The sequence below is a fragment of the Methanosarcina barkeri str. Wiesmoor genome, from assembly GCF_000969985.1.
Classification (GTDB): Archaea; Halobacteriota; Methanosarcinia; order Methanosarcinales; family Methanosarcinaceae; genus Methanosarcina; species Methanosarcina barkeri_B.
The window spans coordinates 516,570-542,951 of record NZ_CP009526.1; the positions used below are offsets into that span (position 1 = coordinate 516,570).

Annotated in this window: 22 protein-coding genes; 11 read left to right on the forward strand and 11 right to left on the reverse strand. The window is 39.2% G+C overall.

All coding sequences use genetic code 11. The annotated features are described in order from the left end of the window. Positions 1 to 987 precede the first annotated feature (987 nt). The 3 genes from MSBRW_RS02340 (at position 988) to dinB (ending at position 4,196) form a co-directional block, all read left to right on the forward strand. Positions 988 to 1,860 (forward strand): nicotianamine synthase family protein, encoded by an 873-nt coding sequence (locus MSBRW_RS02340; RefSeq protein ID WP_011305594.1) that lies wholly within the window; start codon positions 988 to 990, stop codon positions 1,858 to 1,860. Then, positions 1,853 to 2,671, forward strand: coding sequence for a nicotianamine synthase family protein (locus tag MSBRW_RS02345; RefSeq protein ID WP_011305593.1), 819 nt, complete (start codon positions 1,853 to 1,855; stop codon positions 2,669 to 2,671). Before MSBRW_RS02340 ends, MSBRW_RS02345 begins: the two co-directional genes overlap by 8 nt. A gap of 427 nt (positions 2,672 to 3,098) precedes the next feature. Further along, complete coding sequence (gene dinB / locus MSBRW_RS02355; RefSeq protein WP_011305592.1) at positions 3,099 to 4,196, forward strand: DNA polymerase IV; 1,098 nt, start codon at positions 3,099 to 3,101, stop codon at positions 4,194 to 4,196. A gap of 131 nt (positions 4,197 to 4,327) precedes the next feature. On the opposite strand, the gene MSBRW_RS02360 is transcribed toward dinB, so the two are convergent. The 4 genes from MSBRW_RS02360 to MSBRW_RS02375 form a co-directional block, all read right to left on the reverse strand. Then, on the reverse strand, positions 4,328 to 6,232 hold the full coding sequence (locus tag MSBRW_RS02360) for a phosphoadenosine phosphosulfate reductase domain-containing protein (protein WP_011305591.1): 1,905 nt from the start codon (positions 6,230 to 6,232) through the stop codon (positions 4,328 to 4,330). Between the two features lie 159 nt (positions 6,233 to 6,391). Then, positions 6,392 to 6,874, reverse strand: a complete 483-nt coding sequence (locus tag MSBRW_RS02365) for a GNAT family N-acetyltransferase (protein WP_011305590.1) — start codon at positions 6,872 to 6,874, stop codon at positions 6,392 to 6,394. A gap of 189 nt (positions 6,875 to 7,063) precedes the next feature. Beyond that, positions 7,064 to 7,771, reverse strand: coding sequence for an HAD family hydrolase (locus MSBRW_RS02370; RefSeq protein ID WP_011305589.1), 708 nt, complete (start codon positions 7,769 to 7,771; stop codon positions 7,064 to 7,066). A gap of 385 nt (positions 7,772 to 8,156) precedes the next feature. Next, complete coding sequence (locus MSBRW_RS02375; protein ID WP_011305588.1) at positions 8,157 to 8,687, reverse strand: GNAT family N-acetyltransferase; 531 nt, start codon at positions 8,685 to 8,687, stop codon at positions 8,157 to 8,159. Between the two features lie 583 nt (positions 8,688 to 9,270). On the opposite strand from MSBRW_RS02375, the gene MSBRW_RS02380 reads away from it, so the two are divergent. Further along, positions 9,271 to 9,558 carry a hypothetical protein gene (locus MSBRW_RS02380; RefSeq protein ID WP_011305587.1) on the forward strand — a complete coding sequence of 96 codons (288 nt, stop codon included), beginning with the start codon at positions 9,271 to 9,273 and terminating at the stop codon, positions 9,556 to 9,558. A 321-nt stretch (positions 9,559 to 9,879) separates the two neighbouring features. Here MSBRW_RS02380 and MSBRW_RS02385 read toward each other — a convergent pair whose 3' ends face one another. Together MSBRW_RS02385 and MSBRW_RS02390 are read right to left on the reverse strand one after the other, a co-directional pair. After that, positions 9,880 to 10,761 (reverse strand): hypothetical protein, encoded by an 882-nt coding sequence (locus MSBRW_RS02385; RefSeq protein ID WP_011305586.1) that lies wholly within the window; start codon positions 10,759 to 10,761, stop codon positions 9,880 to 9,882. 198 nt (positions 10,762 to 10,959) lie between these two features. Continuing rightward, a complete protein-coding gene (locus MSBRW_RS02390) occupies positions 10,960 to 11,781 on the reverse strand; it encodes a CRISPR-associated protein Cas4 (RefSeq protein ID WP_048136525.1) in 822 nt (273 codons plus the stop codon). A 136-nt stretch (positions 11,782 to 11,917) separates the two neighbouring features. Here MSBRW_RS02390 and MSBRW_RS02395 point away from each other — a divergent pair, with 136 nt between their 5' ends. The 5 genes from MSBRW_RS02395 (at position 11,918) to MSBRW_RS02415 (ending at position 15,856) form a co-directional block, all read left to right on the forward strand. Beyond that, positions 11,918 to 12,658, forward strand: coding sequence for a helix-turn-helix domain-containing protein (locus MSBRW_RS02395; RefSeq protein ID WP_011305584.1), 741 nt, complete (start codon positions 11,918 to 11,920; stop codon positions 12,656 to 12,658). A gap of 47 nt (positions 12,659 to 12,705) precedes the next feature. Then, entirely contained in the window at positions 12,706 to 13,755 is a 1,050-nt protein-coding gene (locus MSBRW_RS02400) for a hydroxymethylglutaryl-CoA synthase (protein WP_011305583.1), read from the forward strand. 16 nt (positions 13,756 to 13,771) lie between these two features. Beyond that, on the forward strand, positions 13,772 to 14,944 hold the full coding sequence (locus tag MSBRW_RS02405) for an acetyl-CoA acetyltransferase (protein ID WP_011305582.1): 1,173 nt from the start codon (positions 13,772 to 13,774) through the stop codon (positions 14,942 to 14,944). Between the two features lie 6 nt (positions 14,945 to 14,950). After that, on the forward strand, positions 14,951 to 15,349 hold the full coding sequence (locus tag MSBRW_RS02410) for a Zn-ribbon domain-containing OB-fold protein (protein ID WP_011305581.1): 399 nt from the start codon (positions 14,951 to 14,953) through the stop codon (positions 15,347 to 15,349). A gap of 273 nt (positions 15,350 to 15,622) precedes the next feature. Then, entirely contained in the window at positions 15,623 to 15,856 is a 234-nt protein-coding gene (locus MSBRW_RS02415; RefSeq protein ID WP_048102498.1) for a hypothetical protein, read from the forward strand. A gap of 36 nt (positions 15,857 to 15,892) precedes the next feature. On the opposite strand, the gene MSBRW_RS02420 is transcribed toward MSBRW_RS02415, so the two are convergent. After that, entirely contained in the window at positions 15,893 to 16,114 is a 222-nt protein-coding gene (locus MSBRW_RS02420) for a hypothetical protein (protein ID WP_048102495.1), read from the reverse strand. Between the two features lie 264 nt (positions 16,115 to 16,378). Between MSBRW_RS02420 and cyaB the strand changes: the two genes are divergently transcribed. Continuing rightward, positions 16,379 to 16,912 (forward strand): class IV adenylate cyclase, encoded by a 534-nt coding sequence (gene cyaB, locus MSBRW_RS02425; RefSeq protein ID WP_011305580.1) that lies wholly within the window; start codon positions 16,379 to 16,381, stop codon positions 16,910 to 16,912. A gap of 185 nt (positions 16,913 to 17,097) precedes the next feature. Next, entirely contained in the window at positions 17,098 to 17,706 is a 609-nt protein-coding gene (locus tag MSBRW_RS02430; protein ID WP_011305579.1) for an orotate phosphoribosyltransferase-like protein, read from the forward strand. A 298-nt stretch (positions 17,707 to 18,004) separates the two neighbouring features. On the opposite strand, the gene MSBRW_RS02435 is transcribed toward MSBRW_RS02430, so the two are convergent. The 4 genes from MSBRW_RS02435 to metG form a co-directional block, all read right to left on the reverse strand. Continuing rightward, positions 18,005 to 19,720: a WD40 repeat domain-containing protein gene (locus MSBRW_RS02435; protein WP_329957354.1), complete on the reverse strand. Its 1,716-nt coding sequence runs from the start codon at positions 19,718 to 19,720 to the stop codon at positions 18,005 to 18,007. Beyond that, entirely contained in the window at positions 19,708 to 22,617 is a 2,910-nt protein-coding gene (locus tag MSBRW_RS20080) for an NB-ARC domain-containing protein (protein ID WP_011305577.1), read from the reverse strand. The genes MSBRW_RS02435 and MSBRW_RS20080 overlap by 13 nt, the downstream gene beginning before the upstream one ends. 286 nt (positions 22,618 to 22,903) lie before the next feature. After that, the gene (locus MSBRW_RS02440; RefSeq protein WP_011305576.1) at positions 22,904 to 23,623 is read right to left on the reverse strand and encodes a hypothetical protein; all 720 of its coding nucleotides are present in this window, start codon (positions 23,621 to 23,623) and stop codon (positions 22,904 to 22,906) included. A gap of 556 nt (positions 23,624 to 24,179) precedes the next feature. After that, complete coding sequence (gene metG, locus MSBRW_RS02445; RefSeq protein ID WP_011305575.1) at positions 24,180 to 26,312, reverse strand: methionine--tRNA ligase; 2,133 nt, start codon at positions 26,310 to 26,312, stop codon at positions 24,180 to 24,182. Positions 26,313 to 26,382 lie beyond the last annotated feature (70 nt).

The window sequence follows — 26,382 nt, forward strand, 5'->3', positions numbered from 1 at the left end:
CTGCTGGAATATTTGTGTTCTTTAAAATAACTTTTTTAATTGACTTAAATCGTTATATTTCATTTTAGTATTATTTCTACAAATAAATTTATCAATTTTGTATGTATATTATAACCAATAGGAAATAATTTATCTTAAGAAATCTATTAAACGTATAAATAAAAAGTTGAGAAATCCTGTTTGGACAGGAAAGGAGAAAAATATGTCTGAGAAAATTGCAAGAGCAAATGTTATTAGGTTAAAAAATGCACGTATAAAATGCCTGAAAATTAGACTTAGTAAGTCGGAACCGTTTGTCGTAAAGAATGATCTCAAGGATACAACAACAAATGAATCATAGCAGTTTCTGAAATTGGTTTTAAGTTTACATAATATTTGCAAGGCTGCCGAAAAAAGTTCTAAACTTCTCTCTGGATAATTGAACTTTTTCAAACAAACTGAATATGGATGTAGAATTGAAGCCTTTTAGGTTTTTAACTGAAAAAGTCAAACTATATTTATTTAATATGAGAGTAGACAAAGACTTCTCTTATAAGTTTGTGAAGGTATTATTTCATACTCATCCCCTTCAATTTGGATTTTATCATATAGTTTATAACGTTTAATGTATCGTTTGATTGAATTTGTTTCTCAAATTTAGTCATATTCTTGAATTTTTCACAAAACCATGAAATTTATTTTCCCATTATTCTGAAGTAGATATCTATATTCCTCTAAAATGTCGCATTCCTCTAAAATGCCGCAACTTTTTTATTTTCACATCGTTAACATATATCTTTTTTTTGTTTTCGTATGGTTTTACTGATTTTTACTAAGCCATCTTACTTTTTTTGTCTTATTTTTTACTTAATACAATGAAATTTTTTAAATACGCTTACTTTTTTGAAATTGTCGAAATGTTTATATAAATCCCACAGAAATTAATTATATACAATATATATTTTTATTAATATATTTTACATAAATAACACGGAGTAGTGTGATCTCATGAACAGCTTACTAAGTGCTGAGGGCAGCAGTTTACTACCTCCATTTCAAGACTATGAGCCGGAATTATATGACATCAGGTCCCATATCTTGCATTTTTACAGCAATATTAAGGATCGTGATTTAAGCATAATTGCAGAATCAAATATGACTGATCTCTATGAGATATTTTCCGAGCTCGATGAACTTGGGCATCTGGATATTTCTGACGGTCTATGTCAGGCCTTACTTAGAGACCCGGTGATCAGTTCCGTCCTTCCTGTGATTTACACCAGCTATACTCATTTTTTTAGTCTGCATGAGACTCAGCTAGCAAAAAATATCCTGGCTTGCAAGGAACCCTGGAAAATGCTGGAATCTTTTCCTCTATATCCCAGATACGAAAAAATGATCAGGACTCAAGTTCAGGCCTCCCCCGGAATTAAAGTGCTGGCTTTCATAGGCTGCGGTCCCCTTCCTGTTACTCTACTTCTTTTCAGTAAATTATACGGCATCCGTTGCATTGGTGTAGATCAGGACCCTGAAGCGGTGGGTCTGGCAAAAAGCTGTATAAAGCACTTTGGGCTTGAAAAGGAAATCAGTATTCTTGAGGGAGACGAAACCGTACTTTCAAAAATTGGATGGGACTCTGTGCTTATAGCAGGACTTGCCGAACCCAAACAGCGCATCTTTGAGAACCTACATATGATGATAAAAAATCGAAAATCGAGTTCTAAAAAGCCTGTTTCAGTTTGCTATCGCAACTATAGCGGCATAAGACAATTGCTATACTGGCCAGTCCAGCCGGAACAGACTAAAGGTTTCAGAAAAATAAAAGAAATCTATCCTGCTGGAAAAGTAAACAATACCCTAGTCTTCATGGAGTGTGAGTAACATTCAAAAAATCGATGTTGAGCCATTAATTACTGAATTTCGCCAGATCTATGCCCAGGTAAAAGATCTTAAAGAAACCGATATCCTGGATAATCCCTCTCCTGAACTGTATGCCGTGTTTAAAAGGCTGGATGAACTGGTATCTCTGGATATAGATGAACAGTCTATTGAGGTACTCTTTGAAAGCCCGGATTTTAATATTCTGATTGCTGAGATTTCTCGCTTTCGGTTTTTATACAATTTGAAACTTGAAATCGAAAAAGCAAAAAGTCTTCTTGAAAGCTCGAATCCGTGGCAAACTCTCCAGAATTTTACGTTTTATCCGAACTACTTGCAGCTTGCCCGAACTGAATATACAGGTTCAGGTCTTAAACCAAAGGATTGTGTTTTTTTTCTTGGAAGCGGCCCTCTACCACTTAGTCTGATAATGCTCTGTCGCGAACATGGTCTTTTCGGAATCGGAATTGAACAGGATGGGAAAAGGGCAAGTCTCTCTCGGGAGGTCATTGCTTGTCTCGGTCTTTCCGAAAGTATCGAGATCATCGAAGGAAATCACTTCACCCTGCCCCTTAAAACCAGATGTGACCTTTACATGGTCGCTGCCCAGGCTGAACCCAAAGAAGAGATATTCGAGCACCTTGCAAAAGTCCTTCCCAAAGGAAGTAAAGTTTCCTACCGCCTTTATGAAAAGGGCCTTCGGAGAATTTTGGACAGTAATTTCCTCTTTGAACTGCCTTCAGGATTTGAAGAATATCTCAGGGTTCAGCCGGAACCTCCAGTTAATAATACGGTTGTATTTTTAAAGAGATAAGATCTTCTGGAGATTATAGAAAGTGGTTTTCAAAATTTGTATCTATAATATCAGTTCTCAGAAGGGCTAAGGAAGTAGTGTAAGCAGTGGAAGCTCTTTTTAGATATAATGGTAGTATAAATATGCAGCAGTAATATGCAGCCTGCACTCAGAAGCAAAAATAAGACTTCCTGAGCTCTGATCTTTGTTCTGTAATAAGCTTTTTCGTGGTCCCTTCCGTAGCCTCTGCAAAGTATGCTTATATAGGTTCTTTCTCCCTTGAAAATTGAACTAATACTGTTTCCTACCTGCTCGATGACCCATTTTCTTTGCACATCTTTGTTCCATATATCAAAGAGTGTTGTTTGCTGTGTTGTTATGGTTTGTACTTTTATATTTCTGAAGTTTGAGAGATAATTATACAAATCTTCCCAACCTATTTTTTTCGATGCAGCGTATCATTCTCCATGTAGATATGGACTCTTTTTATGCAGCCATTGAAGAGCGGGAAAACCCTGAACTTCAGGGAAAAGCCGTCGTGGTCTGCATGCTTTCCGGAAGAAGCGAGCTCAGTGGGGCTGTAAGTACCTGTAATTATACCGCACGAGAGTCCGGGATCAAGGCAGGCATGTCATGTTCGAAGGCAAAGAAACTGAACCCTGAAGCAGTTTTCCTGCCTGTACGAAAGGATTTCTATACTTCGGTCTCGGACCGGGTTATGGAAATTCTCAGGAGTTATGCGGATGCCAGGGAGATAGGGGAAGCGTTTGAACAGATAAGCATAGACGAAGCCTTCCTGGAAATTACTGAAAAAACAGGTGGGGATTTTAACCTTGCCTTTGAGATTGGAACCCAGATCAAGAATGAAGTAAAGGATAAAGAGAAGCTGACATGTTCAGTAGGGGTAGGCCCAAATAAGCTTATTGCCAAGATGGCATCCTCTGTCCAGAAACCCGATGGGATTACTGTTATAAGTCCGGATAAATTTGAGAGCTTTCTCTGGCCTCTCAAGGTATCTAAACTCTGGGGAATAGGGAATGTAACCGCAGGAAAACTGCAGGAAATGGGCATAGTCACAATAAAAGATCTTGCTGAACACGACGTTATTGACCTGATCTCAACTTTCGGAAAAACGCGGGGAGTCTGGCTTAAACAGGCTGCATCAGGCATCGATGATTCCCCTCTGAAAGAAAAGGACGGCTCAGAACAGATAGGAAGGATCGCAACTCTGCCTGAGGATACTCTCGACGTTAATCTTATCTCTCAGCTACTTGACAGGCTGGCAGGGGATGTAATTTCAAAACTCGATTCAAGGGAGCTTTCCTTCAGGACTGTAACTATTACGGTCATAAATTCAAAGTTCAGGATGTACACTAAAAGCCGTACACTAAACCACCCGGCCTATTCAAAGGAAACTCTTCTCGAGGTGACTCGCGAAATCCTTAATGAGTTCCTTTCAGAAAGCCGGACTGAGTTCAGGCGTGTAGGTGTCAGGGTAGGAGAACTTCAAAAAAGAATGGGCCAGAAAAGCCTTTTTGATTATTGATTTTTGCCCTTTTTTGATTATCAAATTTGCTTTTTTGAAGTTTTACGTTTACCTCTATATGAATTATCACTTTTTCTTTCTGCAAAGTACTCCGTTCTAATTCGTGTAAATGTAAGAGGTTATGAAAGAGTTCAAATAAACTTAACAAGCGGGCAGACTTCGATACATGCTCCGCAGTGAATGCAGTTTTCTTTAATTCTTACTTTCTTTTCTTTCATTTCAATCGCATTATGCTCACAGTGGCCCACGCAAACTCCACACCCCTGGCAGATTAAAGCCCTTCTTACTGAGAGCTCAACAATTCTCATAAGCTTTTTTAGCTCTTTTTCGTTCTCGCTTCTCCCATTAACATTCCCTGAAGCAAAAACCTGTGCTCTGGATTCTCTGAAAACGACTGACGCAGCCCCTTCTATGAAAGAAGCCTTTCCGACGGGTGAAAGCATTCCGCTTTCTTTCAGAGTTTCTATGTCAATTGCCTGCCCGAAGCTTCCGTCCGCAGATATTCCTCCTGCTTTGCAGGGCCTGTACCCTGTTGCGACTTCAAAATGAAGTTCTGTTGGAGCTTCTTGGGATGGAATAAGAGAAATTCCTTTTTTCTCAGCAAGGTTCTGGAGAACCCGAGGATACTGCTTGTAGCGCCATAAACCGTACTTTACCCACTCAGGAGAAAACCCCATTTTCTCGGCATAGGCAAGGAGATGGGAGTTCAGCTTTTTTGCAAGGTCTGGATGGCTTTCTTCAAGCTGAAAGAAATCTGCAAGAGAGGAAGATGGGCAGAGCCAGCATCCCATCCTGTCATATCCTTTTTCATAAGCCGGATTATAGGGAGCTTTTGTCCTGAAAAGGTAAAGCCAAACATGAAGAGCTGTCCATTCCTGTATAGGGGATGCTCCAACCTGGTTTCCCACCCAGGGATTTTTCCAGACTTTCTTGCTGATTGAACGGGCGTGGGATTCATACTGACGCTGTCCTATGAAACTAAGACATCCGCCTTCGTAGTTCTCGTCAATTAACCGGGTAATTGGCCCGAGTTTGCAAATCTTGCAGCACCAGCGAGTATCCATTGTAGGAGGGCCAAAAACACTTATCGAGTCCCAGAAAGCGTCTTCTGCGCTTGATGTCCTGAGTTTTTTCCCGTAGTGTTCTACAACCTGTTTGACGTTTTCAACGGTTTCCGGAAACTCAAGCCCGGTATCTGCAAACATAATTTCGTAATCGTCAAGACTCTCATCAACTAGCTGGAGCACAGCAAGGCTATCCTTCCCCCCGGAATAGGATACGCTTACTTTCAGTTCCATGCTTCTTGCTACATTTTTTATGAAGGCATGGGACCTTTCTATCATGCCGTCCAGAATTTTTTCGTTGGCTTTTACGGCATCTTCCCAGGTCTGTCCTCCAAGTTTTGTTTTTTGAGGCTCTGGGTCTTTGCTCCAGCGCGGTTTTACTGCATGCCCGTGGTTTTCTTCATACATTTCCTTTCCTGTCATTCGGGCTCGCCCACAGCAGATTACTTCCCCTGCGGGGTTCAGTACAACTACCTCATCTTCTTTTTTGATTTCAGGATCGGCATCGAGAACCCCGGGAGCCAGAACACTTGCTCCTTTTTCCAGGATAAAAGGTACAACTGCCTGCTCGATAACAACCCATTTTTTCAGGGCTTTTCTATCTCTGCCCTGGAAAAGCCTTCTCGCTCCTTCGAGCCTTGGAAGCAGGACCCATTCACAGCTCTCTATTTCAAATCTGAGAGACGCAAGCACTTCCCCGTCAACTATAATCTCATCCATACGGTCTTCATACGGAGCTTTATTTAGCACTACGAGGTGTCCTTCAGGTATAAGTGGCGCATTGAACTGTTTTTCCGAAACCGAGTTTATGCGTTTTATATCATAATCAAAAGCAGGACGGATATCCCCTGGAGGGGTTACCTCAACTTTTTTTGTATTTTTGCCGCATCCGCACCGTTTACCTAGCACAGGCACATTACAGGCCTCACACCAGTGCAGAAGCATTTTTCCAAGATATGCTGGTCTGGACATGTCATGCAGATTGAGAGAGGTTCACCTTTAAAAGGCTTTGGCTTTTCCTCGTTTTCCATAATCTTTTTTTGAGAATTTTCGGAATGCCAGTAACCTTTATTAACAAAATTGACCCGAATGTTTTCAGTTTAGTGTCTAAATGAATGTTTAGTTTAGTGTCTAGATACCTCTGGATTCAGTGTCTGGATAATCTGAATTATGCAAATCGGGCTTTTTGCTAAGAAGAAAATGAGTTTCTGTATCTTCAATTTTTTCAAAACCAAGTTTGTTGTAAAACTTTTGAGCCGCAAAATTAACTTTTAATACTCTGAGAGTTGTTTCTATTTTTTCTTTTTGGGCATTGGCAATAATATCTGAAAAAACTAAAGTTCCTATTCCTTTACTCTGATATTCTGGCAACACCTGGATTTCATCAATATGAATGGATGTTTCATTTCTACTGAAGGCCACGACGCCAACGTTTTTGCCTTCTACAACAATAATTTGGTGTTTTATCTCTTTGGATTCCTTGCTGAAAAAAGTTCTCTGTAAATCTTCATCCCAGGTACCCCATGTTTTTATTATATAATCTGCCATGTTAGTCTTCTTCAGATTATAAATAAAATCATGATCTTCTTGTGTTGCCATTTTTAAATTATACATTTGCTCACCCTTTAGAGTAAAGTTTATTGACAATATCAAGCAATTGTTTCAATTAACTATATCAGGAAAAAAGCGCTAATTCTAATCTTACCTCAATATAAAATAATTTACTTCTATATATACTCTCCCACATCAACCTATATATTGAAATGTACTGTTTTTCCAAATGTTTTGCTCTTTTAACAAGGCTCAATAATCCAAGGATTGGGGCATACTTTCGTATAATACATTGGCAAGTTCTTTCAATGAGACAATAATTTTAATGTTTTTGTTTTGCAAAGTTTTGTTGTTTCTATTTATCCATATGCCTTTCATTCCAATTTTTTCACATGGTATAATATCAGTTTCGATGGTGTCTCCAACATAGAAGCATTTTTCTGGTTCTTCACCATTTCTTTTACATGCAATTTCAAATATTTCCGTATGGGGTTTTGAAACATTAAATTCTCCTGCTGCTATGATATCAACAAAGTAATGAGAAATTTTCATTTTATCTAGCTTTAATTTTTGTTGCCCTAAATCGCCATTACTGATGATACCCATTTTTAATTTTGAAAGTTTTTTCAAGCATGGTATCACATCATTAAAGGGTTTCCAGCTTAATTCATAATTGCGTAAATAGTAATCAAATACTTCAAGTGCTTCTTCGCTTGCCAGGTTAATATTTCGTTCTAAATACAGTTCTTTAATTCGCTCTATTCGCTGCTCTTCAAAAGAGCATTCTTTTGCTAAATATTTTTCAAAGTGTTTTTCTGATAATTTGCACCAAATAGAATAAAATTCATTAAAATCCATACCAAAAAAATTTCGGTAATTCTGGTGAAATAATTTTACCCCAGTGAATTCTGCACTTTTATGATCCAACAGAGTACCATCTATGTCAAAGAAAACCATCATACTTTTTCCTCAAACTTAATAATATGAAATACGAAAATTTAGCAGGAATATCTTTGTATCAGTAATACAATAGGAAAGATCTGTTTTCTTCAAGTTATACTCTCTGTTTAATAATTAGTTATAAATTTCCTGATAAATAATCATTTTTCATAGGTCAAGGAATTTTTTTGCCTGAAAGCTATCGATTTTGCACCCAAATCCTGCTTTAAGTTTTGGACTATTTACATGAAATCGATACTCTGTTCCATCCTACAATGAAATTAAATATTTGGCAACTGTTGCGGGAATGGAAGAAATTTCTCTTGATTTCTCAATTAACCGAAAACGCATGTATGGTATTCTTTTAGCGATAACGTCTTGACAAAATCGGTCTGAATGTTTCAGTTTAGTGTCTAGATTCCCTGGATTCAATATCCGGATAATTCGGAATATTCAAATTGGGTTTTTTACTAAGAAGAAAATGAGTTTCTGTATCTCCAATTTTTTTAAAACCAAGTTTGTTGTAAAAATTTTGAGCTATAAAATTAACTTTTAACACTTTGAGATTTATTTCTATTTTTGTCTTTTGAGCATTGGCAATAATATCTGAAAGAATTAAAGTTCCTATTCCTTTATTCTGATATTCAGGCAATATTTGTATTTCATCAATAACAGTGGATTTTTCATTTTGACTGAAAGCAACAATGCCAACATTTTTATCATTTACAACAATAATCTGGAATTCTATAGTTTGGAAATACCTGCTGAAAAACTCTCTTTGAAAATCTTCGTTCCAATTGCCCCATGTTTTTATTACATAATCTTCTATGTTAGCCTTATTCAAGTTATAAATGAAATTATAGTCCTCTTGTGTTGCTATTTTTAAAATATATATTTGCCCACCCTTCCAATAAAATTTATTGATAATATCAAGCAATTGTTTCAGTTCATCATAGTTTCAGTTCATCATATCCGGAAAAGTGTTAATTTTTGTTTTCTTTATTACAAAATAATCTTACTTGATAATATACTCTTCCGCATCAACTTATATTTCCCGTTTCATGTCTAAACGTGTAAGTTATGCTTCTTTAAGTAATATATAATAAGGAAGATCTGTTTTCTTCAAATCATAACCTCTGTTTGACAACTCGTTAAACATTTCCTGATATATATCATATTTCACATAAGTAGAGATGAAATCATAATTATTAACTTGTGACCATAGCGACGGAGAACATCTTTCAATGTACAACCTGTTGCAATTACAGATATATCCTATTCATTGATTTTCTTGCATCTTCAAAAAGCATTCTTGTATGTTGTTTCTGTGGAAGAACATATAGGTCTATGGACTTCCACAAATGTAATCTGTTTTGTAATCTGTTTTACAGAAGAATATTATAATATTGAAAATAATAAAATTACTATTACTTAGACTGCTATTTATTAGACTGGTTTCAGAATCGGCTCATGATATAGATATATACAAATGCAGAAATAATGGATATTGGGGGAACTTCATGGTAGTCATAAAAGAAATAGATTCAGCCGGATTCGGGAAAATCCTTACAATCCTTTATGGAACAATGGGTTTAGTTTTTGGGTTTTTTACAACAATCGCTGCTTTAATGGGAATTTCTATACCAAAAAAATTCGGAATTTTTTCCTCAATTTTCGGGAAATGGGCTGTACTTAGTCTACCTATATTTTATGGAGTATCTGGATACTTTATAGGGCGTATTGCAGCTAGCTTCTATAATACTATAGTAGGCTCGAAAAAAGGGTTCAAGGTGGAGGTTTTGCGCTAAAAATATATATCTTCTATAAAAATTAAAACTCGAAACTTCATATCTCAACAGTTTGTTTTTGTTACTTTTTCTTTTTCTTAGTTTGCTTATTTAAATGAAATTACGGGATAAAACTGGTTGCCTATGCTGCTTTCATTTTCTGCTCCCAATCACATTTAAGCTTTTTATGGTAATTCACTGATTAGTTTAGCAATGGTTTAAAAAACCAAAATTAGGACAACCTTAACACCTAAGGTAATGACGAGATCGATAGTCAAAAAAGGGTGAGGTGAAAAGTACTTTCATTTCTTTGTGTCTGTCATTCGAGGCAATCATATCCGTTTATTTAGATGAATTTCTTGTTAATCTGTCCAATTCTTCCTGGTAATCTTCAATATCCTTATTTACAAGACATAATAATTCATCAAAATCCGTCTTTGTATACTTTAATAATAGTTTTGCGTTACTGTTTTCTTTGCAATCCTGTAAATGTTTATTATAAGCTTCCATAGTTGTAACTTTATAAAATAAATCAAAAGTCGACTTATTAACACGGTATGTATAAATTCCAAATTTTTTAAGCTCCGCTGATTGTACGTGATAAAGAATAGCTTGTGGGTTCTCTTTAGTATATGGATCAGGAGGGTCAAAAAGAAGTAAATATTTTTTATAATTCCCGTCATAATGAAGATTACTGCGTGCAGGACACAGTTCAGGTAAAAAGTATTGTTTATCCTGCAAAATATCTTTAACTGGCAGATAAAAATTTTCTAGTGATTTTTCAATATATTCAATTCTTTGTTTGTCTTTTGATTGCTTCAACATAGCATGGGTGTCTAACGCATAGAATGCTGTAACCACAATAAGCGAAGAGGTAAGAATTACATTTGCAGACATACCAAGTAAAGTTGCTTTTGTGTCAACATCATCAGTAACAAATAATGTCGAATTAAAAAGAGCAAGTCTATCATCCCAAAATAAAAATCCGCATATCTCCTTTGCAATTAACATTATCAGTCCAGAAAGAATTAGTATCAATATTAATTTCCACGAAATCAAACAAATTTCACTAACCCAATTTTTTACCCCCAAAATCCTGTTTTTCAGCCATCCCATCCAAGTTTTAACACAAATACGCCAATTTTTAGGATCAGCTGAGCATGTGTTACAACTATTTATTTCGCTTTTAATATTTTCTTCACTTTGGCTCATATTGTCATACATTGAGCATACATTTTAAAAAGTTGACCATTTGTTTGCAAATATGACCTAATAAGAGATTATGTATTGAGTCTATTAAATAGGGATGATATACAGAAAAATAACATCTTCTCTTCTCCTGCGTTCTCTTGAGTTCTAAAGGTACAGGGGTAAGGACTCCTAAGTCAAATCCATTCAGTGAATTTCAAAATTTATTCCTGTTCAGAAAAATTTTGACATAAGGGAAGACTCTGAAACGCAGTGTTCTGAAAAATTACACTCTTTGCAGAATTTTTCTTCTTTTCTCTCAGGCATAATTCCGTCTTTAATTTTTTTCACTTCTCTACAGATTTTGAGCACTTCCCGCCTATCCGAGCTTCGAACAGCCACCCTTCGGAGCAGGCCGAAACTTACATACTCCACGAAGGCAAAGGGAACTTCTTTTTCATTTTCGGCTTCAAGAAGCAGGACAAAAGCTGCGGCGTGTATCCGGTCAGAAGCCCATACTCCATGTTGAGGGCAGCTTCCGGGCTTTAATATTGAGGGAACCTGCACACCTTCAAAGCAAACGAGTTTTGATGGAACACCTTTGAGGTTGAGTCTTTCTGAGGACAGAAATGGCTCGGTTTTAACAGGCGTAAGTGCCGCAAGCATAGGCTCTTTCCCAAATTCTTCAAGTGCTCCCAGCAGGTTGGCTGTAATTTCGGGAAGTTTAGCTCTTGCCCGCGCTTCTCCTTCCTCATAAATCTCCTTTGTAACACCTACGAGTTCTCGCGGAAACAGGAGTGGGAGGTCTGTACATACCTTTGACAGGGAAATTTCAAGCTCTTCATGAAGGCTATCGGCGTTTAACGAACACTCCTTCACAATTTCGGGGTAATTCAGGGAGAGTTCCTTCAGGATTATTCTTTCGAGCCTGGAGGCGGTCACTTCCGAAAACAATTCAAAGCCTCGACTGACAAAGTATACTCTCCTCGGGCAGTTGGTGTATAGAAGAAGGTCTGAGACATTTATCTCCTTATTGGACGAATCGGTTGACATCATACATTAATTCTTTCGCAAGTATTATAAATTTTTTTAAGAGCATTTGCAGTACATTGATTCAGAAGTCTTGCGACAATTGCCGAATTCATATTCGTTAGATATATAAGGTAATGTTTCCTCTTAGAGTACGTGAGTCATGACATCTAATGAATCCTCAGAAAATCTGCGCAACCGTCTGGCGGAAAAAATGGCTGGAGATATAACCCTTTCGGAAAAGCCGGGAGAGTCGCTCAAAAAATGGAGATTGAATTTTGAGATATCCCAGACCGACATTGCAAGTTATCTTAAGGTTTCCCCCTCCGTTATCAGTGATTATGAAAGTGGGAGACGAAAGTCTCCAGGAACACTAATTATAAAAAAGATTGTTGAGTGCCTACTTGAAATTGATATGGATAGGGGAAGCAAAAAAATTCACGCTTACGAATCTGTACTTAATGCCGAAAGCGGTACGAAATCCATTTACTCAACATACGAGTATACGATCCCGATACAGCTTGCTAAACTGGTCAACCTTATTGAAGGAGACATTATCTACAAAGGAGTTGAAAGACCTCTTTACGGTTTCTCTGTCATTGACAGCCAGAGAGCAATCCTGGAACTTTCTTCCCATGAGTTTCAGAAGCTCTATGGTTGGAGTACCGATAGGGCCATGATCTTCACGAAGGTCAGCACCGGTAAATCCCCAATGGTAGCCATCCGGGTTACCAACCTTAAGCCTGGTGCCGTGGTACTTCACGGGCTTCGAAAAGAAGAGGTCGAACCTGTTGCAATCAAAATGGCAGAAGTCGATCGTATTCCCCTGGTTGCAACTAAAATGGATCTTGACCAGATTGTTCAGTTACTTAGAAAATACAGTCAATATTATACCAGGGAATAAAACCCTGAATTCTAATGCCCTGAAACACTCAAAAACAGGTGGAAATAATGACTATTGGAATCGTGTCTTACGGTGCTTATGTCCCCCGATACCGTATCAAAGTTGAAGAAATCGCCCGGGTATGGGGTGATGATGCAAATGCTCTTAAAAGTGGCCTGATGGTATATGAAAAATCCGTACCTGATATCGATGAAGACGCAGCAACTATAGCTGTGGAAGCGGCAAGATACGCGATGACAAGAAGCGGGGTTGATCCAGAAAGGATTGGGGCGGTATATACAGGCTCGGAGAGTCATCCCTATGCTGTAAAGCCAACAAGCACAATTGTCTCCCAGGCTATAGGAGCGACCCCAAACATGACTGCAGCAGACTTCGAATTTGCATGTAAAGCAGGGACAGCCGCAGTTCAGGCCTGTATGGGACTGGTAAGTTCAGGGATGATTGACCTGGGCATGGCTATAGGAGCCGATGTTTCTCAGGGGGCCCCAGGTGATGCCCTCGAGTATACTGCAGCTGCAGGAGGAGTTGCCTGCCTCATTGGGAAAAAAGAATCCGAACTTGCCGCAATTATTGAAGATACTTATTCTTTTACAACTGACACCCCTGACTTCTGGAGAAGGGAAGGAATGCCCTATCCTGAACACGGAGGCCGTTTTACAGGAGAGCCAGGCTACTTCAAGCATGTGACTAACGGCGCAAAAGGTCTTCTGAATAAACTTGGAACAAAGCCTGAAGATTATGATTATGCGGTTTTCCATCAGCCAAATGGTAAATTCCCTACCAAAGCTGCAAAAACCCTGGGTTTCACTAAGGCCCAGATTGCTCCAGGACTTGTAGTTCCAAAAATCGGGAACACGTATTCAGGTTCCTGTCTTATGGGAATTGCTGCAACTCTGGACCAGGCAAAACCAGGGGACAGAATTTTCGCGACTGCATTCGGGTCAGGTGCAGGGTCTGATGCTTTTAGTATAACGGTTACAGATAGGATCGAGGAAATACGAAACAGGGCTCCGACGGTTTCCGAACTGATTAAAGATCCTATATATATTGACTATGCAAGATACGCCAAACATAAAGGTAAGATCCGCAGGTCATGAAAACGGAGTGAAGAATATGAGAGACGTAGCAATTATCGGAGTAAAGAATACCAAGTTCGGAGAACTCTGGGGACGTTCCCTGAGGGATATAGTAGTAGAAGCCGGGGCCGGAGCACTCGAAGACGCAGGTATTGGTGGAAAAGAAATCGACTCCCTCTACGTAGGAAACATGAGCGGAGGCCGATTTATTGATCAGGAACATATAGGGGCTCTTATCGCGGACTATTCGGGACTTTCCAAGAACCTGCATGTGCCGGCTACGCGAGTTGAAGCTGCCTGTGCGTCGGGTGGGCTTGCCCTTCGACAGGCCATCATGGCTGTAGCTTCCGGTTATAACGATATCGTGATTGCAGCAGGAGCAGAAAAAATGACTGATGTAGAGTCTGAGGAAGCGTCTTCAGCTCTTGCAGCAGCGGCCGATCGGGAGTGGGAAGGGATGACAGGGGCAACTTTTCCCGGGATTTATGCAATGATTGCAAGGTTGCATATGCACAGGTATGGGACTACCAGCGAACAGCTTGCCGAAGTTGCCGTAAAGAATCATAAAAATGGCTCTTTGAATCCTATTGCTCAGTATAAAAACAGAATCACTGTGGACGACGTATTGAACTCTATAATGGTAGCCGATCCTTTACATATTTTTGACTGTTCTCCAATAACTGACGGCGCTTCAGCTCTTGTGCTTGCCCCAGCGGATATTGCGCACAAGTACACGGATACTCCTATTTATATCAGGGCAACCGCTCAGGCAAGTGATACAATTGCGCTTCATGACCGGCGGGATATAACAACCCTCGATGCAACCGTGGTGGCTGCAAAACGCGCATATTCCATGGCAAAACTGAGGCCTGAAGATATCGACCTTGTGGAAGTACATGACTGCTTCACCATTGCTGAGATTTGCGCAATTGAAGACCTCGGGTTTGCAGAAAAAGGAAAAGGCGGAATTGTCACAGCAAACGGGGAAACCGCAATAGGAGGCAGGATTCCTGTCAATACATCCGGCGGCCTCAAGGCCTGCGGACATCCAGTAGGGGCAACAGGCGTAAAGCAGGCCGTAGAAATTGTAACTCAGCTGCGCGGAGACGCAGGCAAGCGTCAGATCGAAGGCGCAGAGTACGGCATGACCCATAATGTAGGAGGGTCAGGAGCAACAGCAGTAGTGCATATTTTTTCGAGGGAGAGGTGATATCCGATGTCTTCCGTTCCAAGATTCTGGAGAAGTATCGGCAGCAGGTATAACCTTGAAGGTACCCGTTGCAAAGAATGTGGGGAACATTTCTATCCCCCGCGCAATTTTTGCGTAAACTGCAGGCGTGTAGGTCATATTGAACCTTACAAGTTCAAAGGCACTGGGAAAATAATATCGTATACAATAATCCATACAGCTGCGGAAGGTTTTGAAGACCAGACTCCTTACACTCTTGCGATAATTCAGCTAGATGAAGGTCCCCGCCTGACTTCGCAGGTAATTGGTGATCCTGAAAAAATTCATATTGGAATGAGGGTAAGATCCGTATTCCGTAAGCTCGGAGAGGACGGTGAAGGTGGCATGATCTATTATGGCACCAAGTTCGTTCCTGAAGATGCATGAAAGATCCGGATTTTCCGGGTCCCATTTTCTTTAGCTTTTAATATTGAGCCTATCCCATAACTCAAGACTGCTTCTCCAAATATGGAATTAAAAATAATCAATGAGTTTCTAATCACGGGAAATAGTTCTAAAATTCTATCAATTTTGAGTATAAAACTGGTTTTGGGATGAACTCATTAAATACACAGATTATAATTTTTCATCCAATATTATAATTTTTCATCCAATATTACAATTTTTCATCCAATTTTTATATTTTATTGAGGATATTTGATGAGGATGAAAATTGCGATGGCGTTGATGTCTGTTATTTTTATGCTTGTGGTCGCAATTATATCCGATGTCTTCCATTTGCTGCCCGATAGCGATGAGGCTGTCCTTCTAGAATTAATGAGCACTATCTCTCTTTTCGGTTCTGTACTTTTCTTATCAGAAGCAAGAAAAGTACTACCCAGTGGTATCTGGCAGTCCCGTTTTGTATTTCGCTCTTTTTACTATTTCTCGTAAGTTTTTGGCAAGTTAATGGTGAAAAACTTCTGGTGACTACAGGTACCTCGTAACACCCATCGTGATAACACTTCTGTCGTTTCTGTCCCCATTTTCGTTACTGGTCTTTTTATCTTTGCATAGACATCCATACTCGATGAAGCCATATCTTGCAGTTTCATTTATAGTGAGCGTTATCTCTATATTTTCCCTTTTCTTTGCAGTCTGGAAACTTTCATCAAGGCACTCACACGAGGCATCTTTTAGTGACGGTCTCATAGCAATTTATTTCCTTTATTGGTTAATTGTAATGCCAATTATAGGATTATGTTTTTTACATCGTTCTAAGGTAAGAATAACAGGGTTATGTCAAGTCAAGGGGAGGACAATTTCATGAGTTCTATATTCGCTGGTATAATTTTTGTCACTAGTAGACTTATCGCCCATAGATTTGATAGAGTTTGCTTCAAGCAAATTTATATATCCTTTTTAATGTAAGTGTTTACTAATTTAATCGTATTTAACTGGAGATGCCTGAAAATTATGATTGAAATCGAGGTCAAAGTCAGAACAGACCATTCAAAGGCCCGCCCTATTCTCAAGAAAATAGGGGCAGTAAAACTTGGAGTTGAGAACCAGTCCGACGTTTATTTTGCAGCTCCTCACAGGGATTTTGCAAAAACCGATGAAGCGCTCAGGATACGTTCCCTGAATGATCAGGCTGTACTGACTTACAAAGGCCCCAAACTCGATGGGATCTCCAAGACCCGGGAAGAACTCGAAACTCCTGTAGACGAGGCCACTACAACACAAATACTGCATGCCCTTGGGTTTTCGGAAGCCGGAGTAGTCCGCAAAAAAAGGGAAGTTTTCAGGGCGGAAGAGATCACTGTCTGCCTCGATGCCGTTGAAGGGCTTGGAGAATTTCTTGAAGTCGAAATCGTGGCTGAAAATGAAAAAGAACTCGAAACTTCAAGGGCAAAGTTATTTGAATTACTAAAACAGTTTGGTGCCGGAGAAAAGGATTCTATCAGGACTTCTTATCTTGAGATGGTACTGGAGAAAAATAAAGGTTAATACATCTGGTAGATGTATGTAACAATTTTTCAATGTTTTTCGTACACTCTTTTTACAGGTAGTGTCTTGTAAAAGAGTTAATCTTAAGCTGAAGAAATTGATATAACACTTGATATTATAATATTATCTTAATTTGGAAACCCCGGAAATACAGCCGGATAAACATTTCAGGTGGGTATGGAGGCATGAAGGATATAGAAGATTTAATACAGAAAGCTGTGGAACTGCAAAGCAACGGGCTTGCGATGGGCCAGATCGCCGACGAACTCAATGTTTCAAGGGAAACCGTTACCTGGCTTTTAACCCGTTCAAAAAAAGAAGAAATAACTCCCGCTCCAAAAGATATTTCTGTAAACTGGAACAACATAGGAAAAAGTGCTAAACGTCTCCACAACATCTCGCTTGCACTCTGCGATGTGGCGCTCGAGAACTTGGAAAAAATAGGTGCTGAAGTAGATGTGGTTGTTGGCGTTGCAGCCAATGGTATTCCTCTGGCAAGCATGATGGCATATGAGCTGGGTGCGGATTTGGCTATTTACCATCGTAAAGGGCAGGAGACTGTTCGCGCAGGCAAAGGGACTATAAGCAGAAATTTTGGATCCGTTGCCGGTAAAAACTGCGTTATCGTGGATGATGTTATTACCACCGGTTCAACCAGTAGGGAAGTGATTGAGCAACTGAGGGAAATGGGTGCAAAACCAAGAGTTGTAGTGGTCCTGGTAGACAAAAAAGGTGTAGATACAATCTTTAATGTTCCGATTCAGTCTCTTTTAAAAGTTGTACGTTTGGACTGAAAATACTTGGTATCGCGTTAATCCTCAAGGATTCAACTATTTTGAATAATTGTCCTTGAAGTCGAAATTGTGGCTGAAAACGAAAAAGAGCTCGAAACTTCAAGGGCAAATTTATTCTAACTGCTAAAACAGTTTGGCGCTGGGGAAAAGGATTCTATCAGGACTTCTTATCTTGAGATGGTACTGAAAATAAAAAATCACTAATCTATCCTAAATTCAAATATACTTCTGTTAATCAGTATCTTGAATGGTAATATAAAAATATAACCTGCGTAAGTTAGATTCAATTATTTTCTCTTTAGAAGTAAAAGTTATTTTTACAGGGTATATGCAAATGGAAAAAATAAACTTTTCCCAAAGAATCTCCAACAACAATAATATTTTCATCTTTCAAAATATCAAAAGCTGTAAATGGAACATCTCCTGTAAAGCAAGAAACTTCGCTACTACTTTCTAAATCCCATACCCTAAGGGTATTATCTCTAGAAGCTGAAACAACATACCGTGAATTAGAAGTGACTGCGACTAAAGTGGCAGAATCAGTATGTCCTCTAAGTGACGTTTTTACTATTTGTTTTTTTAAATCCAAAATCTTAATGGTTCTATCATATGAAGCTGAAACTGCATATTTTCCATCCGGTGTGATCACAATTGTTGATGGTGCAGATTTATGACCTTCCAAAGTTGCTATTTCTTCTCTGTTCTCCAAACTCCATATTTTATGTGTACCATCTCCTGAAGCCGAAACAATAGACTTTCCATCAGGAGTTATTGCTACTGAACTTACTGATCCTGAATGACCAATAAGAGTTATTGTGTCTATTCCTCTATCTAAATCCCACACCTTAAGAGTTTCATCATGTGAAGACGATACAATACAATTTTTATTTGGTATAATTGAAATAGTGGATATGTAGTTTTTGTGACCTTCTAACGTCACTTTTATTTTTCCGTTTTCCAAGTCCCATACTTTAATTGTTCTATCAAATGAGCCTGAGATGGCATATTTTCCATCAGAAGTAATTGCTACTGAAGTCACTTCACGCTTGTGGCCTTTTAAAGTCATGTTTCCTTTTTTCAAGTCCCAAACCCTTAAGGTTTTATCACTTGAACCTGAAATAATACGCTTCCCATCAGGAGTTATCACAAAATCAGTTACTGGCCCAGAGTGCCCTTTTAAAGTTACTTTTTCTTCTTTTGTTTTCAAGTCCCAAACCTTTAGAGTTCCATCATATGAACTAGAAACGGCAAGTTTGCCATCAGGAGTGATTACGATTTTATTTACTGACTTTGAATGTCCTGTAGATATTGTTTCTTCATCTAATTTTTTCAAATCCCAGACTTTTAAAGTGTTATCAGATGAACCTGATATAGCATATTTTCCACTAGGGGTGATTGCGATTTTACTTACTGAGTTTGAGTGGCTTATTAAAGTCGTAAGTTCTTCCATTTTCTCCAGATCCCAAACTTTTAAGGTGTTATCAGATGAGCCTGAAACGGCACGCTTGCCGTCAGGTGTGATTACAATTTCAGTTATTGGCTCTGAATGCTCTTTGAAAGCTGCTTTTTCTTCTCCTGTCTCCAAATTCCAAACCTCTAGGTTTCCATCAAGTGAACCCAAAACGACAAGTTTTCCATCAGAAGTTATCGCAAAAGCAGTTATTGATTTTGAATGCGCTCTTAAACTTCTTATTTCTCTCCATTTTTCTAAATCCCACACCTTAAGAGTTCCATCGTGTGAACCTGAAACAGCATATTTTCCATTCGGAGTTACTGCAATTGAGAATACCTTCTCGTGACCTCTCAAAGTTGCCATTTCTTCTCCTTTTTCCAAATCCCAAACTTTAATAGTATTGTCTCCTGGAATTTCATGCAATGAATTTTCTAGATTTTCAAAAGCGGAAGAAGAAGTAGAAAGTACATATTTTCCATTGGGAGTTATTACAATTTTATCTACCGGCCCTTCATGTCCTACTAATGTCGTTTTCTCTTTTCCTGTTTCTAAATCCCAAATTTAATAGTTTTATCAAGTGATCCAGAAACGATATATTTTCCGTCTGGAGTAATAGCAACTGTTTGGACCCAATGTGTGTGTCCTTTAAGAGTTGTTTTTTCTTCTCTTTTTTCCAAGTCCCAAACCTTAATGTTGTTATCTCCAATTAAGCACATTATGTGGTAAGAACAAGAAGCGGCGTATTTTCCGTCCAATGATACCGCAATTGCAGTTACAGGAGTGAGATGTCCCTTCAACGTCCCCTTTTCTATCCACTCATTCAAATCCCAAATTCGAATGGTTTTGTCCGTTGAAGCCGAAATTGCAACTTTTCCATTGGATGTGATAACGACATCATTTATTGGATGAGCATGTGCCTTAAAAGTTCTTTTCAGCGAGCCACCGGGCGGTTTTAGGCAAGGTTGAAGAGGAATTAGTCTGACATCTTCTTCTTTCCATTGAGTAGCTTGATCCAATAATAATCTTATTTCTTCATTTTGATTGAAAACTTGCAGTCGTCCAATAAGTTGCCCAGAAAATTGAGCTTCATCTTTAGCTATAATGTCAAAAGAAAGCTGGATTGCCTCTTTCACAAGTTCAATTTTTGGTTCATTAGAGAGAAATTCGTAATCATGAAGTAGGGAATTTAAATCTGGGATTCCTTTTCCATCTTTTTCCTGCATTAAACGAACACATTTGATCTTTTTGCACATCCACTCAAAGTCTAAAAGGAGCTTGTGAAGTTCTTCCCTTCTTCCAGCTTCTTTCATGTGGTATGCAAGATGTTCGAAGAAATAGCCATCTTCAGAACCATTACTCCATTTATTGCCACATTCTTTACCATATGCTGCCAGCAGCTTGTTATGGAGACTGGTTAAATCCCCCACTGTCGCTCTCAAGTAATCTAATTGCAGGTCATGCAGAGATATAAGGCGATTAGGGGCTTCACCATCAAGTCGCAGAAGAGATCTATCTTTCAATTTAGTGAGCAGTTTTTCAACATTGCGTCTTTTCAGGTTCCCAGTATGTTCCCAAAGCATTGCAATTGTAGTTTCGGGCACTAATTCATCTTCAGGAAAGATCACTAATTCCTGATAACGCATTACAGCATTAGGATCTTCAAGTGATAGAAAATCTACACTGACTTTCAATGCTCTGCCTACATTGGGATCTGGATAATTTGGCAATTGAGCTTCAATGAATTCAAGATCAGCCTCTTGTAAGGCTTCGAGGATATACGTCCATGATATGCCACTTTTAGCCATTGCACCGCATATGGATAGGGCAAGTGGTAAGTATCCGCACTCTCTGGCAACCTCGGCAGCCTTAGATGTCAATGAATCTATTTCCTGTTCGCACCAATTTGCTAGAAGCTTCAATGCTTCAGGTTTGCCGAGCACTTTTATTTCATGTTTCTGAGCTCCAAGAGAAGTGACAACGTCATCATTTCGCGTGGTAATAAGTAGCCTGCAACGTGAACCTAAAGCATTGAAGAAAGGCGTAGCTTGTGGAACTTTCCAGACATCATCAAGTATAATGAGGCAGACTTTATCTGATAGCATCTTTGAAAGACTCGCTTCAGCTTCTTTTTTACTACTATAATTTACAGGGTCATCTCCAAGATTTGTTCCGATCAGTCTCATATTCCCACTAGCATCAGATTCCGATGCTTCTAATCCAACAGTAATCCAGAATATTCCATCATAAAAAGCTCTACGAGTTTCCGCAGAGCGGGCAAAAGCTGCTGATAATACGGATTTTCCCATTCCTCCCATACCTTGAAGTGCAGTAACTTGTTTCGTAGATGTGATTACCACAGGTTTAACTGTGTCAGCTAATATTATTTCTTTAATTATATTGAGATCGTTTTTTCTAGGTAAGTGGTTAGGAGGAAGCGAGGGAATTCCAATTATTGGGCCAAGAGAAGGAATAGGCTCTTTTAAAAGCCGGATAAGTTCTTCGAGTGCCTCCTCGTAAGGACGCTTTTCTCGAAAATCCGGGCAGTGTAATTTTGACATTTCAGGAAGAAGTAAGTTATAATCACCCATACGCAAAACTGGAATCACACCTTTACTAAAAAGAAGGGCATGTTCCCATTCATATCGAACAGAATCAGATTCAATTGCTTTAGGTCCTATAACGGCAATCAATAGGTCTGAATCTTCAATTGCATCTCTTATTTCCTGCAAAAAAGTTCTGCCGCGATTTTTCATGGCGGTTCTATCCCACCAGATCTCAAAACCTTTCTCTTTCAGACCCTGGTAGAGTTTTTCCACAAATGGCTCGTCATCTTCTCGGGCATACGAAATAAATAAGGACGGTAACTTTTCAGTTGGGATTTTCTTTTCTTGAACTGCTCTGGAGCTCTCGTTTATAAGCTTTTTAACTTCTTTGAATCCATTTGCTAATTTATTTTTCATATCAAAGTGCCGACGGTTGGAGAGTGCGTTAGAGGCACCTGAAGATCCCTCATCTACTGCCCTGTTTAGAGCAGTTTGAATTCCTTCGTCTAGTACCTCAAATATCTTAAGTAAAAAAGAAATTCTTTCCCCAGTTTCCAGATTTATTCTTCCATTTTCTAGATTTATTGTCTTGGGAAATAACGATACAAAATCTTCCTTGATTTCATCAAGGCTTTTGTTAATATCACTCTGAAACACATATAATTGCTTGATTATTATTTCGATATCTTTAGAGTTGTATAAAATCTCACAAATAGCCTTTATGTCCTCTTTAGATACCGCAGGAAACTCTTCTAAATCTGTTTTCTCTTCAATTATTTTTCCAAAATCAGCTTTTCTAATGGCTGTTTTTTCACTAGACTCCTTTTCAAAAACGTAATTCTTTAATTTGTTGTATAGATAAACTCCTACACTGCTTATTTCCCCATTTATTAAATCTTCAGCAGTAGATTTCATGGCATACCTTTCGAAGTTTAGTATTATGTTTCGAGGAGTTATTTCCCAATTAACTTTTCGTTTTTGTTTGTCTAGTGCTCTTTTTTGAAGTTTCACAAGTAAGAAGGGTCTTCGCTGTTTTTAGTGAGTAGTTTTTCGTTGCTTTCGAAATGTGGTGAACCATACATAATATTAGAAAACTTTTTGTGAGGAAAACCACATTCAAGCTCAATATTTATCTATTTGATGAAGCTGTTTTTAACTGGATAATTATTTTCAGCCCACGCAAAATAACGAAGAGCCATTGTTAGTTTTTCCTTTTTAAGTATCTGACTGCCCCAAAAATTACTGCAATCGCATTGATAGGACTCATGAAAGGAGTGGTGTTTGATTTCTGGGCCTGATTGGAACCTTCTTCCTGTTCGCCTGTTGTTCTCGTATTCTCTGTTATTTCGGCTTCATTTGTCTTAGTTTCATTTGTCTTAATTTCATTTGTCTTATTTTCTGTTTGATTTTCTTCTTGCTTGTCTATTGGTTCAATGTTCTCTATCTCTTCAGTCTCGTTTGTTTTGTTTTCGTTTTGGTTTTCTTCCGGCCACTTACCCAGAGCTTTTAGCTCGTCAATTACCGCATCTCTATCAGAAATTGGGTGTTTTCCTGGATCTCCTATAGCAACATGGAAAAGCTGTTGATCTAGATTTATATCATTTAGCATCAAGAGCACTGATTCGTTCTGAATGAAATTGGGCTCGGTTGACATCGCTACATTAGTCCCGATTCCACTTCTTACTTTTATGGTTTTTGTGGGCAGAGAGTTATAGAGCCACTCATTAACTTTAATTGTAGCAATCATGTGGTCACGAAACATATCAACCCTGCTCACTGTACCAATAACTATGCGGTCAGAGCTGTTTATCTGGTACGGTATTTCTGCAGCTTCTGCAATAAATGAAGCCGCTGCGAGATTCGGAACTAGAAGAAGCAGTATAAGTGTAAAAAGTATCGAAAACAAATTTAGGCGTTTCATCAAAGTTCTCCTGTTCATTATTTCAATTTTCTAAAGAGTAGGTCATCGACATCTCTGGCTGGATTTTTCATGATTTATTGTAATAACTGTCTGTTTTTTCCATTTATTAAATCATATTCATCTAACTCCACTGAGATTTAAAAATAAAAGTTGAAAGTATGGGATTTATTCAAACAGCTTACTTTATATCTATCAAATCTATGTAACTATATAATAATATTTTTCATATTAATAAAATACTTTTTGTTATGGGTTACGTTGTTGATGCTTGAGCAAAAAATAATGAAGAATCCATAACGCTTATTAAATGAAAATAAAAACAGAAAGCAGAAAATAAGAGTAAAAAGCAGAAAATAAAAATGAAACCCCTACCTCATAAATAACAGGATTGAATTCTACCTGCATGTTACTCTTTTCAAATTGTATTTTATCTTTTTTGCTTAACTCTACCTTTTCTGGAATGCGCTGCCAGATAAACTGGTTGAGGTGTCCTCTAATATATAATTAGAAGACGGTTCTAAGCCAGTAAAAGTATTTTTGAATTCAAGAGGTTGTTTCAGCGTATCCTTGAACCCGGTTTTATCTCTTTATCCGGCATCAGGGCTGATACGATTTCTCCGCCGTCGTCGGCTGCAAGCATCATGCCGTTTGATTTAACTCCGCAGAGTTTGGCAGGTTTCAGGTTGGCGAGTACGATTACAGATTTTCCTACAAGCTCTTCAGGAGCGTAATAAGAAGAAAGACCTGCAACAAGCTGCCTTGTCTTTTCTTCACCGATGTCTACTTCAATCCTGATAAGCTTTTTTGACTTCTTCACCGGTTCAGCAAGCAAAACTTTTCCTACGCGGATGTCGAGTTTTGCAAAGTCTTCGTACTCGATCATGGGAAGTGTTTCTTTTTCCTCTTCCCTGGGTTTTGCTGCACCTCCAGCTTTCTCGGCTGGTTTTGCTTCTTCGGCAGGCCCCATCCCTTCGGCTTTGGTGGGCTCTTTACCGTTACCCTTTCCTGCGGCTTTCTTTGCATCTGCAGCTTTTACTCTCTGATTTGCAATCTCTTCCATTTCTTCAATCCTGTCATCTTCAAGCTTTGTGAAAAGGATTTTGGGCTTTGCAAGTTTTGTACCTGCTTTTAGAGGCACGAGAGCATCAGCATACAGCGTGGTGTGCAGGTCTCCTTCCTGCCCGAGTTCTTTCCATGCGGTCTCCATGCTTCCTGGGGTTACTGGTTCAAAAATGAGGCATAGAGCTTTTGCCAGGTGCAGGCAGTTGTAAAGCACCTGTCCACAGGCTGCCTTATCCTGTTTTATCAGGTTCCAGGGCTCGTGGGACTGGAAGTAGGTGTTTCCGAAAGAGGCAAGGGACATTGCAGAATCAACGGCTTTTTTGAACTCGTATTCAGCCATTGCGGCTTTTACTTCCTTCAGAGCCTTTTCAATTTCTTCCCTTACCTCAGGCTCGAGTTCTCCAGACGGGACTTCTCCATAGTTCTTGAAAGCGAAAAGCATTGTCCTGTACAGGAAATTTCCGAGCACGGAAACAAGTTCGGTATTGATCTTTTCCTGAAGCACGCGCCAGGAAAAGTTCAGCTCCTTTGTGTGGGAAGTATAACTTGCCAGATAATATCTCAGCAGGTCAGGGTGGAAACCGTGGCTAAGGTAATCTTCTCCTACCCAGACAACATTGCCCCGGCTCTTGGAAAACTTTTTATCTTCAATTTTGACCATTCCTGAAGCTACAACAGCAGTCGGCACCGAATAATCCGCGCCTTTAAGCATAGCTGGCCAGAAGATACAGTGATGATAGGTAATGTCCCCTCCTATAAAATGGACAATTTCCCCGTCATTTTTCCAGAATTTTTCCCAGGAATCCCCGGCTTTTGCAGCCCATTCCTCGGTAAAGGCGATATACCCTATAGGAGCATCTACCCAGACATAGACTACGAGGTCATCATGCCCAGGGAATTTTACTCCCCATTCCAGGTTACGGGTGATGCACCAGTCCGTAAGTCCCTGCTTTACCCAGCCAAGTGCATAGTTTCTGGCATTAATGGTTCCGCCAAGGTCATTTGAGAGATAGTCCATGAGGTAGTCGCTGAATTCGGAAAGCTTGAAAAAGAAGTGTTCCTGCTGTCTGTATTCGGCAGGCCCTCCGCAAATAGTGCAGACAGGGTTTAGAAGTTCTCCGGGCTCAAGGTGTTTTCCACATCCCTGGTCGCATTCGTCTCCTCTTGCAATTTCGCCGCAGTGAGGGCAGGAACCTTCTACATAGCGGTCAGGGAGAAAACGATTGCACTTAGGGCAATAGGCAATTTCGATAGTTTTCGGGTACACATAGCCTTTTTCAATCAGCCTGTTAACAATATCCAGGGTCCGATTATGATTTTCAGGATCGTCCGTAGTCCCAAAAGCATCAAAGTAAACTCCAAGCTGCTTGAAAGTCTCGTCAAAATGTTTGTGATATACCTCTACAAGTTCTTTAGGAGTGATCCCTAGTTCTTCGGCATTTACGACAATGGGGGTGCCGTGAGTATCCGAGCCGCAGACAAAAGTAACGTCCCTCCCTTCTTTTCGTAGGGAACGGGCATAAATATCAGCGGGCACATAGGTCCGGAGATGCCCGATATGAGCCTTGCCGTTAGCATAAGGCAGGCCACAGGTGACAAGTACGGGTTTACTGGATGGTTCTGGCATTCTTATCTCCATATATTTTTTATGAATATGTTTCTCTTCGATGATTGCAACTCTGAAATATATTTCGCTC